Below are 15,617 nucleotides of genomic sequence, written 5' to 3'. Positions count from 1 at the left end.
AAACCCCATTGCAATGGGAGTATTTCCCCACTCTAATGGGGGTGTTTCCCCACTGCAATGGGGGTATTTCCCCATATAGAAGGGGAAAAGTCCCCACATAATAAAATAGGGTGGGGAAAATTGATAGGATTATTTTTGTTGCTTTCCGGAAACGAATGATGAGTAGAGTAATAGTACGGCTGCAATTGTCAGGCAGATAATCCACTCTTTCATATCTTTGAACATCAACCCGGAGGCACAGATCATCAGGACAGAGGCTATTATGTTAAAACGGTGCAACCTGCGTTCGCGAAACTCCATATCTTTAGTAGGGAGCGTCAGGAAACATACAGCCATTCCGGCAGCTCCGACGGCAAACAGGTAAGGTGCCAGAAACCATTTGGTAAGGAAAAGGACTGCCCCGGCCAGTATCAGTAAACCGGCCATACTGAAAATGATTGTTCTTGCTTTTTGATTCATTATTTCTTTTTGATGATATAGACGTCTTCGTTCGGCTTCTTCATGAAATATTCTTCACGGGCGAAGCGTTCCAAACCTTCTTTGTCGGTACGAAGATCGTTCAGTTTCTTACTGTTTATCTCGATCTCTTTCTGATAATGTTTGATCTCTCTTTCCAGGCTGCGGATCTTTTCGTCGTACGTATACCGCTTATACAAATTGCTGTCGCCCACCGTAAAAGTGAGGATCAGAAATCCGATGATAACCAGCCAATAGGCATTTATCCTGGATAGATACTTGTTGTAAAAGTCTTTTATGCGTGACATGGAACTTCGTTTTTGCAAAGGTAAATGAATTATTTTGTATATCTTTGTGTTGTTAATAAAAAAGCAAAGAATGGACAATTATATTGTATCGGCAAGAAAATATCGCCCGTCTACCTTCCGTAGTGTTGTAGGGCAGAAGTCTCTTACCACTACACTAAAAAATGCAATACAAAGTAACAAACTTGCACATGCCTACCTTTTCTGCGGACCGCGTGGTGTCGGGAAGACTTCGTGTGCACGAATCTTTGCGAAGACAATAAACTGCCTGAATCCGGCAGCAGACGGCGAGGCTTGTAACGAGTGTGAATCATGCCAGGCTTTCAATGAACAGCGTTCCTATAATATTCATGAACTGGATGCTGCATCCAACAACTCGGTCGACGATATCCGTTCGTTGATTGACCAGGTGCGTATCCCGCCTGCAATCGGAAAATATAAGGTATTCATCATCGATGAGGTTCATATGCTGAGTTCGGCTGCATTCAACGCCTTCCTGAAAACGTTGGAGGAGCCGCCGCATCATGCTCTGTTTATTTTAGCGACTACCGAGAAGCATAAAGTACTTCCGACTATTCTGTCGCGTTGCCAGATATATGATTTCTCCCGCATCTCGATTGCCGATATGGTGGAACATCTGGAATATGTCGCCTCTCAGGAAAATGTGACTGCTGAGCCGGAAGCATTGAACGTAATTGCCCAGAAAGCTGATGGCGGTATGCGTGATGCTCTGTCTATTTTCGACCAGGTAGTTAGTTTTACCAATGGCAATATTACTTATCAGGCTGTCATCGACAATCTGAATGTACTCGATTACGAATATTATTTCCGTCTTACGGACGCAATCCTGGCAGGAAATGTACGTTCGTCTATCCTGATCCTGAATGAAATATTGAGCAAAGGATTTGACGGGCAGAATATCATTACCGGGTTGGCCGCCCATTTCCGTGATTTGCTGGTTTGTAAGGATGAGGCAACTCTGATTTTGTTTGAAGTCGGAGCCTCGATCCGCGAAAGATATAAAGAGATGGCAAAACGCTGTCCGGATCAGTTGCTTTTTAAGGCGATCGAACTGGCTAATACCTGTGATCTGAATTATCGTGCCAGCCGTAACAAACGTTTGCTGTTGGAACTGACGCTTATCCAGCTTTGCCAGCTGAGTAATGCAGGGCAGACGGCCGACGATAAAAAAAAAGGAGTAATTGAACCGATCGCATCCGGTGCTCCTGGACAGCCTGTTTCTCAGGGCACACAGGCTTCGCCGCAGGGGCAACCTGTCCGTCAGCCAGTTCAACCATCCAATTATCCCGGTTCGCCGGCTTCACAGCAACCGGCTGATACGGGTAATAACAATGGTCGTGTAGTGACTTCAAATATGCCTTCTTCGGCAACAGTTATTCCGCAGCCTCCTGCTGCAACTCCTCCTAAACGTCCTTCCCGTCCGCAACATTTGGGTACGTCACTGAAGGAAATCGGTGTGGAAAAACCGAAGAACCAGATGGGGCAGCAGGAAAACCGGACAGTACAGGAGATGGTCAACCATTTCACAGAAGAAGACCTGGTACGTTGTTGGGATGCTTATGCGACAAGCGGAGTTATCGATAAGAAAGTTTATCTGAAGAATACGATGATCAACTGCAAGCCTGTTTTGCAGGAAAACTATTTCTTTGAAGTAGGTGTGCATAATCCTGGTCAGCAGGATGAATTGAGTAATGGTTGTGTGGATTTATTGAATTATTTGCGTACGCAACTAGGAAATACCCGTATTCAGATGCGTGTCCGGATTATCGAAACGAACGAAAAGCATTTAGCCTATACGGCAACCGAGAAGTTTGAACATTTATTGACCGTAAATCCCGTTCTGGGAAAACTGAAAGATGAGTTCAATCTGACACTGGATTAATTCTTTCAACGGATGAAACAAGGACGGTTTTCTGTTTGGACGAATATTATAACGTTTTTGATCAGCCTTTATCCGCTAAATATTTGTATTTTAGCGGATAAATAAAAAATGTTGATATGAGAATGAAGAATTGGCTCCTGTTTCTGATGATACTGTGATTGGCACAGGTTGTGCGACAATGGATCCGACATCGCGTACGATAGTGGGTTCGCAGGTCGGCATGTTGGCAGGTACGGTTACCGGTGCAGTGATCGGTCATGCGGCCGGAGGATATCGCGGAGAAGCGATCGGTTCGTTTGTGGGATCGGTCGGAGGAACAGTTCTGGGTGCGGCTGCCGCTTCCTCTCAAAACCAACGTGACAGGAATACTGCGAGTGCCAGAGAGTATCAGGTCCCCTATCTGGTTATTGAGGATATTTATCTGGAAGACCGGAATAACAATCAGATCGTAGATGCAGGAGAAAGTTGCCGTATCTCGTTTATCTTATCGAATGAAGGCAGGCAAACGGCCTACAATATTGAGCCTGTTATCAAGGTTGAACAGGGAGGCAAATATGTGAAACTTTCAAAACCTCTTGTTATCCGTCAATTACCGCCGCATAAAAGAGTCAGTTATACTGTCACCTTGCATGCTTCTCCCAAATTGAAAGCCGGAGAAATAGTGCTGTCTGTCCGCCTGAAATCTTCAGACGGTTATCTGACGGATAAAGAGACTTTTACATTGCCTGCCGGAAGATATTAGGTATGCTTTTAAGTGATTTTTATTAAGTTTGTTTTACTGATTTAGCTTTATGAACTCTTTTCGTAGTTCTTCTTCGGTCGGCAGATAAGTCATGTATTTAGAAGCAAATATTTGCGAATTATTTTCCGGTAAAGTGTATTTTACAACAGTATCATTTTTATCTGCACAGAGAACGATTCCGATGGGAGGATTGTCATCCGGGTTCATCATTTCTCTTGTGTAGTAATTGACGTACATTTGCATCTGTCCTAAATCTTGATGAGTTAGTTCGTCAGTTTTCAAATCAATAAGGACGAAGCATCGGGCCAGGTAATTATAGAAAACCAGATCGATGTAAAAATGCTTGTTGTCGAAACTGATTCTTTTTTGTCGGGCAACAAAGGAAAATCCTTTACCCATTTCCAATAGGAATAATTGTAACTTGCTTATTAGCATCTGTTCAAGATCGCTTTCTAAAAAATGTTCACCTTGCGGAATACCCAGAAATTCCAATATATAAGGATCTCTGATTATCTCTTTTGGCTCTAATGTTTTGGAGGAAGTCTTTTTTATTTCTTCTTTGACTGTCCTTTTATCATGACTGGATAAAAGGCGTTCATAAAATAGAGTGTTGATTTGTCGGTCAAGTTGTCTTGAACTCCAATTTTCTTTAATGCATTCTTCAATATAAAAATTTCGAGCTTCTTTATTTGCTACTTTAAGTAGTGAACGATAGTGGGTCCAACTCAATTGGTCACGCACTGCGTGACCAATTGGAAATATTAAGTATAGTTGGCGCATATACTTTAAATTAGTGATAGTAAACCCATTCCCAAATTCATCTACCAACTTGTTTGAAAGTTCATTAATAACACCTTTGCCGTATTCAGCTCGTTCTTTTCCTTGTTGTTCATATTCTACAATATATTTACCGACTTGCCAATATGCATGTACCATTGTAGAATTTACTGTGCGTGATATATTCTGTTTGGCCTCATTAAGGACTTTCCTGATGAGGATATATAATTCTTCATTACCGGAAGAAGGTGCTAGATGATTCTTTTCCATGTTACGTAATTTTTTGGTTGTTAGTCTTGTTTATAGGCGATTCCCAAATTTTAGGTATAATACAAATGTCCGATTTAAAAATCAATAAAGCAAACTCTTTTAGTATTTTCATATCAATTTAATTAATAAGTATATTTGCAAAAAAGAATTATGATAAGAATAAGTATCATTTTATAAGAAAACATCAGATAATGATTATAGAACAAGGCTCAACGCGTCATCTTGATGAACTGGAGGCTCTTTATGACGGGTTGAATGACTATCTGTCTTCCACGGTAAACTATCCGGGATGGATAAAACATATATATCCTGTCAGGGAGACGGCCATGCAGGGGATTGATGAGAAAAGCCTGTTTGTTGCCATTGAAAATGGAGCTATTGCCGGGAGTATTATTTTGAGTCATGAGCCGGAAGAGGCTTACAACCAGGTTTGCTGGCTGGTTGAGGCGGATTATGCTGACATTCTGGTGATCCGGACGTTGGTTGTACATCCTTCATTTTTGAAACAGGATGTGGCGACCCGATTGATGGAGTTTGCTAAACAATATGCGGTTAGTCACCGGATGAAATCGATCCGGTTGGATGTGTCTGTCGATAATACACCAGCCATTTGCCTTTATAAAAAACTCGGTTATCAATACATGGGGACTGTTGATCTGGGACTGCCTTATGAGCATTTGAAATGGTTCCAACTTTATGAATTGGTTTTATAACGGTTGTCTGATGAAAAAGTCAATACCCCGCTATACATTTTATAAGCACAAGTATGGTAGTGAGTTACTGGTGGATGTTGTCGAACTGAAAAACATCAAGAAGTTTCTGGATATCAATCCGGTGCATACGCTGACTTACTATGACATTACTTTTGTCACCGAAGGGTCAGGCTCTTTTTCGATTGATAACCAACAGTATGACGTCTGTCCTGGTGATGTGATTTTTTCAAAGCCGGGGGAGATACGTAATTGGGATAAAGACCATATTATAAATGGGTATGCACTTATTTTCGAGGAAGAGTTTCTTTCCTCTTTTTTCAAAGATGAGCGGTTCGTTCAGCATCTCAGTTATTTTGAACCTGATAAAACTGCGGCAAAAATACATCTTTCGGAATCAGTTTCCGATCGTATCTTCCAACAGATATGTAATATTAGGGATGAGATCGGTCTGTCCTCCAGGAATGGTGACCATGTGTTGAGGGCACTGCTTTATGAGGTTCTTATGCTCCTTGACAGGGGATACAAAGAGGAAGAAGGGAAAACGGATATAGTGAAGGGGCGTAGCCTTCATCTTACTAACTTTATCCGTTGGGTCGACAAGTCTTTTAAAGAACATCGTGCAGTCAGCTATTATGCTGATCAATTATGTATTACGCCGAATTACCTGAATGAAATGATTACGGCCTCCATGCAGGTCAGTGCCAAACAATATATTCAAAACAAAGTGATGGGAGAGGCCAAAAGGATGCTGACCTATACTGATTTACCCGTCTCGGAAATAGCTGCCCGGCTGACCTATGATACTGTATCTTATTTTATCCGTTCATTCCGTCAACATGCCGGACAAACTCCATTGGCATACAGAAAAATGCACAAACCGTAAAAAGTGACATTTTCTCCCTGTTTACTGTTGCTTCCGGGATAGCTTCATACTCTATTTTTGCCCTTATTATAAACGAATAACAGTTTAATTATGAGAGATCCGGAAAAGACGATAGGTAATATCGTTGACAAACAGACAGTTTCATTCCTTGGTTCGGTTGATGAGGAAGGTTTCCCTAATATCAAAGCAATGCTTCAACCTCGTAAACGGGAAGGAATCCGTACATTTTATTTTACTACCAATACATCTTCCATGCGTGTGGCTCAGTTCAGGGAGAATGACCGTTCCTGTATTTACTTTTGCGACCGGCGCTTTTTCAAAGGCGTGATGCTGAAAGGAACAATCGAAGTCCTGACTGACCCGGCAAGCAAAGAATTAATCTGGTTGCCGGGAGATACAATGTATTATAAAGAAGGTGTTACCGACCCGGATTATTGTGTGTTGAAATTCACCGCTTTTTCGGGAAGATATTATAGTGGGTTCAAATCCGAGGATTTTAGTGTTGAGTAGCCGTACGGATAAATTCACTTTGTTCCCCTGAATATGTCACTGTCAATTGATGCATCGCTCGGGTTACTGCCACATAAAGCATGCTTTTATCGATTTCCGAATAGTAATTTGTCTTATTGGTTTGGGGGACGATTACTTCATCAAACTCCAGCCCTTTAGCCATATGGGAAGATGTGACGATGGTACCGTTTATGAAAGCGGAACTTTGACTGGACAGGAAATATATGTCTTCGATTTGTTTTTGAAGTTTTTCTGCCATTTCTTTTGCCTGTAATTCAGTTTTGCATACGATTCCCAATGAATTGTATTTTGATTCTCTGAATACAGAAACCAAATGAACGATGGCGGATATTTCTTCTTCAGCATTTCCGAACCGGAGAATTTCCGGCTTTTTGCCATGACGTACAACCGGTATCAGTTCGTCATTAGAGCGTATCTTTTGGGCAAAGCCGGTTATTTCGATGGTCGAACGATAACTTTTGCATAATTTCATGACCTCTCCTGCTGCAAATGCTTTGCGAATCATTTCGGCTGTCGATGAACCGTAGGGGTTTACCGATTGGCATGCATCGCCGAGAATAGTTTTCCGGCAGGGATAAAGTTTTTGAATTACTTTAAATTGAATGGGCGAATAGTCCTGCATTTCGTCTATCAGGAGATGTTTGATATGGGAATATGTCGTGTTTCCGTCCAACGACATGTGCAGGTAGGCCAACGGGGCAAGGTCTGCATATTCAAGGATATGGCCTTTGCGCAGTTTAAACATTTCAGGTTTCCCGGTCCATTTGAAAAAGTCTTTATATACCTGAAGATCGTTGTTTCCGCCGAACATCTTTTTTATCTCTTTTTTCAGTAGGTTCTTTTCTGACGTGGTTACGGATATGTTGTATTGGATTTTCATCATATCCAGTATGTAATCGGTCATTGTCTCAAACCGTTGTCGCATCGGATAACGGTTGAATCGTTTGAACTGTTCCTCGATGAAGCCGGCGGGGATGGTGATATGTCTGGTGAACTGGACATCTGTAGCCTTGAAATAATTGTTTTCCATGTGGAGGATGAATTTGTCCAACAGGGAAATGAAATCGAACGATGCCTTGTATTGTATTCGTTCGATAAAATCCCGGGATGGTTTTTCCAGCAATTCGGTTACCTGGTCGAAGAAATTCCGGTATTTATATTTATTTTTGAGTAATTCCGAAAGGATTTGTTCCATGCTGGTTTCAGGAACTATCTCTTCTCCGAGCTCGGGTAGTACGTTGGATATGTAATCGGCAAAGACTTTATTGGGGGATATAATCAGAATATCCCTGGAAGAAATATTTCCTTTCAGGGTGTAAAGCAGATAAGCGATACGATGCAAGGCAATGGAGGTTTTACCGGAACCGGCTACTCCCTGTATGATAAGTACGGGAGCTTCTTCGTTACGGATAATTTGGTTCTGCTCACGCTGGATAGTCGTTACGATATTCTTCATTTTGTCGTCGGCATTGGCACTGAGTTCTTTCTGTAGAATGTCGTCATGGACGGTGAGGGAACTTTCAATCATATGTTCCATCCGGCCTTTACGGATGCGGTACTGGCGTTTGAGAGATATTTTGCCGTAGATTTCGCCGGTCGGGGAGGTGTAGGAGGCTTCACCCAGTTCATGGTCGTAAAACATGCTTGAGACCGGGGCTCTCCAGTCGTATATCAGATTGGTCCTGCTTATGGAGTCGTAGAATGTGTGTATTCCAATATAAACAGGTGTGGTTTGGCTGCCATCTTTCTTTTCTTTGAAATCTATCCGTCCGAAATAGGGAATTTCGAGAATCCGGGCTAACCGTTTGCGTTTATCGATGACGTTTTCTCCCAATGCGAAATGGTTCAGGATACTTTCGCGCATGGAACGAATCTCGTGCGGGTCTATGTCTTTGTTAGACCATAAATAATCCTTGTATTCTTGCAGGGTGTCTACATGGTCTTTAACTGATTTGTCGGTATTGTTAATCGTAGCGTGTATGATACTGAGTATCTTTTGTAAATATTCTTTTTCCTGTTTTTCTGTTTCGTTGAATGCCATAGCTGCCTTGTTGTTATATTAAAATGATTGAAAAGGACGGGCAAAGTTACATGAACCGGCCCGGCTATTAAATAGTGATTTATAACTATATCTCCGGCCTTTTTCATACTTTTGCGTGCACATTAAAAATACAAAAATGGATATTCTCGATATAGCACGGCTGAATCAGCAGCGGGCCTGGAAAATAGTGGAGGACAGCGGCGTTATCCCCGCCTGGGAAAGCGTAGGGGCTGAAATCAATCTGGTTGGTTCTTTAAGTATGGGGTTACTGATGACGCACCGGGATATTGATTTTCATATTTACACCTCTCCATTGGAATTATCAGACAGTTTCCGGGCGATGGCAAAAATTGCGGAGAATCCGTCTGTCAAAAAAATAGAGTGTGCGAACTTGTTACATACGGTTGAGGAGTGCGTGGAGTGGCATGCCTGGTTTCAGGAACCGGAGGGCGAACTTTGGCAGATAGATATGATTCATATCCGGAAAGGTTCCCGATATGACGGTTATTTTGAAAAGGTAGCCAAGCGAATCGCTGCTGTTCTGACGGATGAAACAAGACGGACTATCCTGCAACTGAAATTTGAAACACCCGAAACGGAAAAGGTCATGGGAGTGGAGTATTATCAGGCTGTTATCCGTGACGGTGTGCGGAGTTATGCCGAATTTGAGGAGTGGAGAAAACAATATCCGGTTACCGGTGTGGTGGAGTGGATGCCGTAAGCCGGTTTAACAGTCCAGATTCCAATCCGGCATTTATAGCTTCGATAGAGTTTTGGACCCCTAATTTGTGTAACAGGTTCTGACGGTGGATATTCACCGTGTGGATACTGATGCATAGTTTATGAGCGATTTCCTTACTTAGCAATCCTTCCTGAATAAGATGTAATATCTCCGTTTCCCGCGGAGTGAGAACCGGTTGCTGACGGGGCGGGAGGGAAGGGGAGAACATCTCTCCGTTTCTGAGGTTGAGGACGGTACAATCTACTCCGTTTGTTTCTTCCTGGTTGGGTGAAATGTCCAGATTCCCTAATATAAGCCATGCTTTTCCTGCTGCGTCCTGTTCCATTACCTGATGTTTACTGATGACACGTACGTATTGTTGACGGATGTTGCGGACACGGAAACTGTAAATATTGCAATAATTATTTCGTTCTGCGGCAGGGAGGCTGTAAATGAATTCTCCCAACAGGATTTGGAAAGCCTCCAGTTGCTGGCGGTCGTCCGGATGGATACGTGATTCCAGATAGTCGCCCTGTTTTTCGAGAGTGGCAATTTTATGGTTGTCATATCCCAGCAAGTCGGAAAAGTTAGAAGATGCGAAAGCATATCTGCATTTGTAGACATCGACAACGAAGGTGCAGGTACGATTTATTTTCGCCATTTGCAGGAGCATGGTTTTATCGCGTTCCCAAACGGCGTAATCGATGCCGGTAGCTGATAGGTTTTGTCTGGCCCATAATTCTTCGCGGGTGATATTGTCTGGCTTCATTGAAGTTCCCTCCATTTCTCCTGGGGATTTTCTTCTCCGTCAAAATAAGCGGATTGGGCGGATTTATTGAATATCTCACCTGACGGAACAAGATATATTTTATCGGAATCCGGATATTCGCAAATGTCGTGTCCGATAAATGTCCTTATATCAAGGTATACACAGGGTTCTGTCGTGTGATTGTATAATTGATGTGCTCCGGTTTCACCTTTTTCAAAAAAAATCAAATCGCCGCTGCTTACGGCTTCTAACCCTTTGGGTGTTCTTAGGGTGGCAGAACCGGAGATTATTAAGAATAATTCTTCTGCATATCGGTGGAAATGGTACGCAGAGCAGTATTGTCCGGGATTCAGTTGCCGCAAGTCGAAATTTAAATTTTCCGGTTCCACTCCTTTTTGGATTCTGGAGATGTCTGTGAATAATTTGAAAGGCTCAATCCTGTTCGGATTTTCCTGAAAGTTTCTGTCGTTTGATTTTAAAATTGTAGCCATGATTTTGTCTTTTAGTGATTTTGTTTTTAAAAGGGTGAAGTTATTACAAATTTTCTCTATTCATATAGCAAATATAGTTTGTAAAGCGTAATTTTACAGATATTTTACTCCAAATATTAAAAACAGCGAAGGTATGGACTTTTTAGAACTAACAAAGAAACGCTTTTCAGCGAGAAATTATAAGTCGGATAAGGTCGAACAGGATAAGATAGATTATATTATTGAATGTGCCCGGTTAGCTCCTTCTGCGGTAAATTATCAGCCGTGGCATTTCATGGTCGTAATCAGTGAAGAACAGAAAAAGAAGATACAGCAATGTTATAATAGAGAATGGTTTGCAAAAGCACCAGTCTATATCGTGGTATATGCTGATAAATCGGAAGCCTGGGTACGGAAGTCTGATAATAAAAATCATGCAGACATCGACGCTGCCATTGCAACAGAACATATCTGTCTTGCTGCTACAGAAATGGGGTTAGGTAGTTGCTGGGTTTGTAACTTTGATTTGGACTTACTTAGAACGAACTTTCAATTGCCTGCTGAAAAATATCCGGTAGCGATTATACCATTGGGATATATCGCAGAACAACCCGAACGTTTCTCAACTCGAAAGGAGAGGGGGGAAATAGTAACGGTGTATTAAATGGGGGGCGTTGCGGCATAGATAAAATATGATATTAGAGAACTTTCTAATCAACGAAGTTGGTCTATCGTCCGATTTATATGGAAGGCTGATAGATACATGCGATAAAGTTTTTTTGAAGCGGAAAGACTATTTATTGCATCAGGGACAAATCTGTAGATTTATAGGCTTTGTGGAATCGGGAGTTTTACGCTCTTACATAGAAAAGGAAGGAGACGATTATATCAGTGACTTTTATTTTGAAGGTTCATTTATCACATCTTATAGAAGTTTTCTAACTAAAGAGGCAAGTGTAGGAAGCATACAGGCATTGGAAGACTCGGTTATATATTGTTTATCTAAAACTAATTATGACCAATTACTACAAGCCTCGAATGAGTGGTATAAATTGGGAAAATATATAGCAGACACTCTCTTTATTAAAAAATGCAGGAAAGAGACATCATTGTTTATGGATAACGCTTTAGACAGATATAAATTACTTCTACAAACTTATCCTAATATAGAACAACATGTATCACAATATCATATAGCATCATATCTTGGAATAAAACCTGAATCCTTGAGCCGTCTTAAATCTCTTAACATAGGTCAATGAAATAAGCTCTTGCTCTGTCCTATCTTTGCAGCAAACAAATCTATCATGAATAAGATAGCAGTATTCATTGTATTAATCATTTTAAATTGTTGCACAAGTATGGAAAAGAATAACGTAGCAAGAACCAATCTTCTTTCTATTCAATTGAAGGAAAAGCAAGGTTTATCAAAAGTCGAAATTAAAAGAGTCGTTATTCCGCAAAGTGGAAAGGCTGAGTATCATTTACATCCTTGCTCAGTTGTGGGGCATGTTGTTTCAGGTACTTTATTGTTCCAGGTTGAAGGAGAAAAACCTCAATTGCTAACAGGTGGGGAAGCATTTTACGAACCTAAGAATAAGCCGATACTGCATTTTGATAATGCATCAGATTCTGAATCTTTAGTTTTCATTGCATACTATTTAATCGAAGAGTGTGAGGATTTAATAGTGTTATTACCTGCAAAGTAAGCTGTCCATTGAATAATAATTGTTTATTTTGCAATAAATACTCGTTATTATGCCTGAAAGTATTTCGCAATTCTATAAAAGGATACAGCTTCGTACCTCTCAACCGGATGCTACCTATTCTAAGGAGAAACCCTATTTTAATATTTTCTCCCGGCAATGTAATTTTGGAACAGTGCAATTCAGTTATAGGGAGTTTTATAAAATTACATTGATTATAGGTGTGGGAAAACTATATTATGCAGATAAATGGATTTTGGTAAACCGGCCTGCATTGTTGTTTTCCAATCCTTTGGTTCCTTATGCTTGGGAATCAATCAGCGAAGAACAGAAAGGAATGTTTTGCATTTTCAATGAACAGTTTGTGCAGTCGGAAGAAAAAAACGGTTCGTTAGCCAATACTCCATTGTTTAAAATAACAGGAGATAAAGTTTTCTTTTTGGATGATACACAAGTTGATAAAGTACTGGATATATACATGCAGATGCAGGAAGAAAACCAATCCGACTATGTAAATAAGTCTGATGTGTTGCGATGCTACCTTCATTTGTTGATACATACAGCCTTGAAAATGCAAGATTTCAATCAGTATGAGTCGTTCCCGAATGCTTCACAGCGTATTACTGAATTATTCATAGAATTGTTAGACAGGCAATTCCCGGTTGATTATCCGCACGCGATATTAAATTTACGTACTCCTGCCGATTATGCAAACCGCCTGTCTGTGCATATTAATCATTTAAATAAAGTAGTTAAAGATACGACAGGAAAAACAACCTCTGAGATGATTGCGGAAAGAATTACCAAAGAATGTACGCAATATTTGTTACACAGTAATCTTTCTATATCAGAAATAGCGTATAGTTTGGGATTCGAAACGGTCTCTTATTTCAGTAAATTTTATCGTAAGCATACCGGTAAATCCCCTAGTGAAATCAGAGAACAGGCAATTATTTGATTTGTGCAAATGATGCTTTGAATTGTATCATTCAATCAGAATGCCTCTCCCTAATTTTGTACCGACTAGAAATATGAATTATGAAGTACAGAAAATTAGGTAAAACAGGAGAGAATCTGTCCGCTATCGGATTAGGTTGCATGGGGATGAGTGCTGCGTATGGAGTAGCCGATGAAAAAGAAAGCATCAAAACATTGTACCGTGCATTGGAGCTTGGTGTCAACTTTTGGGATACAGCTGATGTGTATGGCAATGGTGCTAATGAGCGATTACTATCTAAGGTATTGGCTGAAAGAAGAAATCAGATTTTTATTGCAACGAAATTCGGTTTCCGTTTACGTAATAATCAAGGCAGTGTGTTTACCGGTGGCGAGAGTTATGTGGATGCTTCTCCTAAATATATGAGACAAGCAGTAGAAAGCAGTTTGAAAAGGTTGAATATTGAAGCCATAGACTTATACTATGCACATCGGATAGACCCGGCAATACCAGTTGAAGAAACCGTTGGTGCTATGGCTGAACTGGTGAGAGAGGGGAAAGTGCGTTATTTAGGATTAAGCGAATGTTCATCCGAATCATTGCGGAGAGCTTATGCTGTTCATCCTATATCAGCCGTTGAAAGTGAGTATTCCTTATTAACCCGTGATGTGGAAAAAGAGATGCTACCCTTAACTAAAGAATTGGGAATAACTCTAGTTCCGTTTTCTCCACTAGGCAGAGGATTGGTCACTAATACCATTGATGTTAATGCTTTAGGAGAAAATGATTTTCGAAAGCATTTACCTCGTTATAATAGTGAACATTGGGAGAATAACCGCAATTTAGCTACCGGACTGGCAACTATTGCGAAAAGTAAAAACATTACTCCTGCTCAGCTTGCTTTGGCTTGGTTATTAGCGCAAGGTGAAAATATTGTACCCATACCAGGTACGAAACGTATGAAATATTTAGAAAAAAATGTACAGGCTGCTAATATCGAGTTGTCGGAAGAGGATATGACAGAGATAAAGCAACTTGTACAGAAATACCCTAATATTGGAGATAGATACAATAAGTATGATTTTGAATTTGTAAATAAATAGCCTGTACGTTTAGAAGGTGTCTGAAAAGGATGCCTTCTTCGGATACCGACAAAACGTAATTTCCAAACTCCTCAAAGATGAAATCTCTCGGAAATTGTATTTGATAATCTCATTACAAGGGCACGAGCTGATTCAAGAAAGAGAACTTCTCTTAGGAACAAACCAATTATAAAGGAACTGCTCGCGGAGGAGCATAACCTATTACTGATAGTTGGTTTGGATGTAATCCATAAAGTCGAAGTCCTTCTTCAATTCAGGACTCCCTATCATCTCTTCTTTGGTGTTGATGATAAATTGCTTTTGCTTTACGACATACTTCTCTATAAAGGTCGTAATCTCGTCCAGATTATTTTTCATAGGCGACTCGGCCATTTCATGTGCCACATTTTCTACTTCAAAAAAGAAATAGGGCGCCTGCATCTCGTCTAATTGTTTAGCAATATATTTCGAACCATACAATCCCGCATTTCCATATACAGCCTTATCAAAAGGGACATTCTTATCGGCATCTCCATGGAAAAGCTGGATAGGAGCCGGTTTTACCGGCCAGGTCAAGTCGCCGTTTTCACTAGCAATAGCGCCGGCGAAAGCAATAATGCCTCCATAGCGAAAGCCCTCTGGCAATCGTTTTGTCAGTTCGGCTTTATGGCTTATCATATATTCTCCCTGTAATACGGTTACGGCCCCGGCACTCGACCCATTGGCTATAATCTTATTCTTATCAATTCCCCATTCGGCAGCATGATTGTATACAAAATTGGTGGCGTCGAACAAATCTTCGACAGCTATATGAATCGCATGTATCAATAATCCGGTAATCTCATCGGGCCCGGATATATCTTTGTTCTTAACATCTTTCAATCCTAAACGATAATCGATGCCGATGACAACATATCCTTTTTCGGCCAACTTCTCAAAATAATCAATATTTGCTTCATACGTCCGGGAACCTCCTACAAAACCTCCGCCAAAGACGAAAAGTACACAGGGTTTATCTATCCTTTGGGAAGGAATATCATATTTGTCAAGCCGCAAGGTATCTGTCCCTTTGATAGAAAAGATATAGCTTTGCTTCTCTATCTCTCCTTTCTTTAAGGGTGTTTTAGGTTTGGAACACGAGAATAGAAGGGTGGCAACGAATAAAAATAAAATACATTTTTTCATGGTAGATTAGTTTCAAATATTCAACAACAAAGATATAAGAATTATATTAAAATCATACATTATAAACTAATATCTAGGTTCAAGTGAGATTCCAATGCTTTCATACTTCATTTTTCTATCTTTACA

The 15,617-nt window shown here is 40.6% G+C and carries 18 protein-coding genes; 11 read left to right on the top strand and 7 right to left on the bottom strand.

Going from position 1 to position 15,617, the window contains the following annotated elements:
• Positions 1–129: 129 nt before the first annotated feature.
• Together DXA15_RS07530 and DXA15_RS07525 are read right to left on the bottom strand one after the other, a co-directional pair.
• Entirely contained in the window at positions 130–459 is a 330-nt protein-coding gene (locus DXA15_RS07530; RefSeq protein ID WP_128133645.1) for a hypothetical protein, read from the bottom strand.
• Positions 459–764: a septum formation initiator family protein gene (locus tag DXA15_RS07525; protein WP_007653878.1), complete on the bottom strand. Its 306-nt coding sequence runs from the start codon at positions 762–764 to the stop codon at positions 459–461. Before DXA15_RS07525 ends, DXA15_RS07530 begins: the two co-directional genes overlap by 1 nt.
• 70 nt (positions 765–834) lie before the next feature.
• Between DXA15_RS07525 and DXA15_RS07520 the strand changes: the two genes are divergently transcribed.
• Positions 835–2,664: a DNA polymerase III subunit gamma/tau gene (locus DXA15_RS07520; RefSeq protein ID WP_128133644.1), complete on the top strand. Its 1,830-nt coding sequence runs from the start codon at positions 835–837 to the stop codon at positions 2,662–2,664.
• A 178-nt stretch (positions 2,665–2,842) separates the two neighbouring features.
• Positions 2,843–3,406 (top strand): glycine zipper family protein, encoded by a 564-nt coding sequence (locus tag DXA15_RS07515; protein ID WP_233566967.1) that lies wholly within the window; start codon positions 2,843–2,845, stop codon positions 3,404–3,406.
• Between the two features lie 33 nt (positions 3,407–3,439).
• Here the strand turns inward: DXA15_RS07515 and DXA15_RS07510 are convergent, their stop codons facing one another.
• Positions 3,440–4,453, bottom strand: coding sequence for a YhcG family protein (locus DXA15_RS07510; protein ID WP_128133643.1), 1,014 nt, complete (start codon positions 4,451–4,453; stop codon positions 3,440–3,442).
• Between the two features lie 191 nt (positions 4,454–4,644).
• On the opposite strand from DXA15_RS07510, the gene DXA15_RS07505 reads away from it, so the two are divergent.
• From DXA15_RS07505 to DXA15_RS07495, 3 genes are all read left to right on the top strand, one after another.
• Positions 4,645–5,166 (top strand): N-acetyltransferase, encoded by a 522-nt coding sequence (locus DXA15_RS07505; RefSeq protein ID WP_128133642.1) that lies wholly within the window; start codon positions 4,645–4,647, stop codon positions 5,164–5,166.
• Between the two features lie 10 nt (positions 5,167–5,176).
• Positions 5,177–6,049 carry an AraC family transcriptional regulator gene (locus DXA15_RS07500; RefSeq protein WP_199676258.1) on the top strand — a complete coding sequence of 291 codons (873 nt, stop codon included), beginning with the start codon at positions 5,177–5,179 and terminating at the stop codon, positions 6,047–6,049.
• 90 nt (positions 6,050–6,139) lie between these two features.
• Positions 6,140–6,559: a pyridoxamine 5'-phosphate oxidase family protein gene (locus DXA15_RS07495; RefSeq protein WP_128133640.1), complete on the top strand. Its 420-nt coding sequence runs from the start codon at positions 6,140–6,142 to the stop codon at positions 6,557–6,559.
• On the opposite strand, the gene DXA15_RS07490 is transcribed toward DXA15_RS07495, so the two are convergent.
• Positions 6,546–8,621 (bottom strand): UvrD-helicase domain-containing protein, encoded by a 2,076-nt coding sequence (locus tag DXA15_RS07490; RefSeq protein WP_128133639.1) that lies wholly within the window; start codon positions 8,619–8,621, stop codon positions 6,546–6,548. The genes DXA15_RS07495 and DXA15_RS07490 overlap by 14 nt on opposite strands.
• Before the next feature lie 136 nt (positions 8,622–8,757).
• On the opposite strand from DXA15_RS07490, the gene DXA15_RS07485 reads away from it, so the two are divergent.
• The gene (locus DXA15_RS07485) at positions 8,758–9,342 is read left to right on the top strand and encodes a phosphoglycerate mutase family protein (protein ID WP_128133638.1); all 585 of its coding nucleotides are present in this window, start codon (positions 8,758–8,760) and stop codon (positions 9,340–9,342) included.
• Here the strand turns inward: DXA15_RS07485 and DXA15_RS07480 are convergent.
• Together DXA15_RS07480 and DXA15_RS07475 are read right to left on the bottom strand one after the other, a co-directional pair.
• Positions 9,314–10,111, bottom strand: coding sequence for a LuxR C-terminal-related transcriptional regulator (locus DXA15_RS07480; protein WP_199676256.1), 798 nt, complete (start codon positions 10,109–10,111; stop codon positions 9,314–9,316). The two genes, DXA15_RS07485 and DXA15_RS07480, sit on opposite strands and share 29 nt — an antisense overlap.
• On the bottom strand, positions 10,108–10,602 hold the full coding sequence (locus DXA15_RS07475) for a cupin domain-containing protein (RefSeq protein WP_128133636.1): 495 nt from the start codon (positions 10,600–10,602) through the stop codon (positions 10,108–10,110). The genes DXA15_RS07480 and DXA15_RS07475 overlap by 4 nt, the downstream gene beginning before the upstream one ends.
• A 133-nt stretch (positions 10,603–10,735) precedes the next feature.
• Here DXA15_RS07475 and DXA15_RS07470 point away from each other — a divergent pair, with 133 nt between their 5' ends.
• The 5 genes from DXA15_RS07470 to DXA15_RS07450 all read left to right on the top strand — a co-directional run bounded on the left by DXA15_RS07470 (position 10,736) and on the right by DXA15_RS07450 (position 14,327).
• Positions 10,736–11,245 (top strand): nitroreductase family protein, encoded by a 510-nt coding sequence (locus DXA15_RS07470; RefSeq protein ID WP_128133635.1) that lies wholly within the window; start codon positions 10,736–10,738, stop codon positions 11,243–11,245.
• Between the two features lie 28 nt (positions 11,246–11,273).
• The gene (locus tag DXA15_RS07465; RefSeq protein ID WP_128133634.1) at positions 11,274–11,843 is read left to right on the top strand and encodes a Crp/Fnr family transcriptional regulator; all 570 of its coding nucleotides are present in this window, start codon (positions 11,274–11,276) and stop codon (positions 11,841–11,843) included.
• A gap of 45 nt (positions 11,844–11,888) precedes the next feature.
• Positions 11,889–12,290 (top strand): cupin domain-containing protein, encoded by a 402-nt coding sequence (locus tag DXA15_RS07460; protein ID WP_233566966.1) that lies wholly within the window; start codon positions 11,889–11,891, stop codon positions 12,288–12,290.
• 49 nt (positions 12,291–12,339) lie between these two features.
• Complete coding sequence (locus DXA15_RS07455) at positions 12,340–13,245, top strand: AraC family transcriptional regulator (protein WP_128133633.1); 906 nt, start codon at positions 12,340–12,342, stop codon at positions 13,243–13,245.
• An 80-nt stretch (positions 13,246–13,325) separates the two neighbouring features.
• Complete coding sequence (locus DXA15_RS07450) at positions 13,326–14,327, top strand: aldo/keto reductase (RefSeq protein WP_128133632.1); 1,002 nt, start codon at positions 13,326–13,328, stop codon at positions 14,325–14,327.
• A 201-nt stretch (positions 14,328–14,528) separates the two neighbouring features.
• Here the strand turns inward: DXA15_RS07450 and DXA15_RS07445 are convergent, their stop codons facing one another.
• Positions 14,529–15,491 carry an alpha/beta hydrolase gene (locus tag DXA15_RS07445; RefSeq protein ID WP_128133631.1) on the bottom strand — a complete coding sequence of 321 codons (963 nt, stop codon included), beginning with the start codon at positions 15,489–15,491 and terminating at the stop codon, positions 14,529–14,531.
• Positions 15,492–15,617: the final 126 nt, after the last annotated feature.

Origin of the sequence: Parabacteroides sp. AM58-2XD (genome assembly GCF_003463685.1) — a bacterium.
GTDB lineage: Bacteria > Bacteroidota > Bacteroidia > Bacteroidales > Tannerellaceae > Parabacteroides > Parabacteroides segnis.
The sequence above is the reverse complement of the archived record's forward strand: the minus strand, read 5'-3'. Positions and strand labels throughout refer to the sequence as shown.

Coding starts and splice junctions, on each gene's coding strand:
- DXA15_RS07530 (WP_128133645.1), bottom strand. CDS start 459: ATGAATCAAAAAGCAAGAACAATCATTTTCAGTATGGCCGGTTTACTG.
- DXA15_RS07525 (WP_007653878.1), bottom strand. CDS start 764: ATGTCACGCATAAAAGACTTTTACAACAAGTATCTATCCAGGATAAAT.
- DXA15_RS07520 (WP_128133644.1), top strand. CDS start 835: ATGGACAATTATATTGTATCGGCAAGAAAATATCGCCCGTCTACCTTC.
- DXA15_RS07515 (WP_233566967.1), top strand. CDS start 2,843: ATGGATCCGACATCGCGTACGATAGTGGGTTCGCAGGTCGGCATGTTG.
- DXA15_RS07510 (WP_128133643.1), bottom strand. CDS start 4,453: ATGGAAAAGAATCATCTAGCACCTTCTTCCGGTAATGAAGAATTATAT.
- DXA15_RS07505 (WP_128133642.1), top strand. CDS start 4,645: ATGATTATAGAACAAGGCTCAACGCGTCATCTTGATGAACTGGAGGCT.
- DXA15_RS07500 (WP_199676258.1), top strand. CDS start 5,177: ATGAAAAAGTCAATACCCCGCTATACATTTTATAAGCACAAGTATGGT.
- DXA15_RS07495 (WP_128133640.1), top strand. CDS start 6,140: ATGAGAGATCCGGAAAAGACGATAGGTAATATCGTTGACAAACAGACA.
- DXA15_RS07490 (WP_128133639.1), bottom strand. CDS start 8,621: ATGGCATTCAACGAAACAGAAAAACAGGAAAAAGAATATTTACAAAAG.
- DXA15_RS07485 (WP_128133638.1), top strand. CDS start 8,758: ATGGATATTCTCGATATAGCACGGCTGAATCAGCAGCGGGCCTGGAAA.
- DXA15_RS07480 (WP_199676256.1), bottom strand. CDS start 10,111: ATGAAGCCAGACAATATCACCCGCGAAGAATTATGGGCCAGACAAAAC.
- DXA15_RS07475 (WP_128133636.1), bottom strand. CDS start 10,602: ATGGCTACAATTTTAAAATCAAACGACAGAAACTTTCAGGAAAATCCG.
- DXA15_RS07470 (WP_128133635.1), top strand. CDS start 10,736: ATGGACTTTTTAGAACTAACAAAGAAACGCTTTTCAGCGAGAAATTAT.
- DXA15_RS07465 (WP_128133634.1), top strand. CDS start 11,274: ATGATATTAGAGAACTTTCTAATCAACGAAGTTGGTCTATCGTCCGAT.
- DXA15_RS07460 (WP_233566966.1), top strand. CDS start 11,889: ATGAATAAGATAGCAGTATTCATTGTATTAATCATTTTAAATTGTTGC.
- DXA15_RS07455 (WP_128133633.1), top strand. CDS start 12,340: ATGCCTGAAAGTATTTCGCAATTCTATAAAAGGATACAGCTTCGTACC.
- DXA15_RS07450 (WP_128133632.1), top strand. CDS start 13,326: ATGAAGTACAGAAAATTAGGTAAAACAGGAGAGAATCTGTCCGCTATC.
- DXA15_RS07445 (WP_128133631.1), bottom strand. CDS start 15,491: ATGAAAAAATGTATTTTATTTTTATTCGTTGCCACCCTTCTATTCTCG.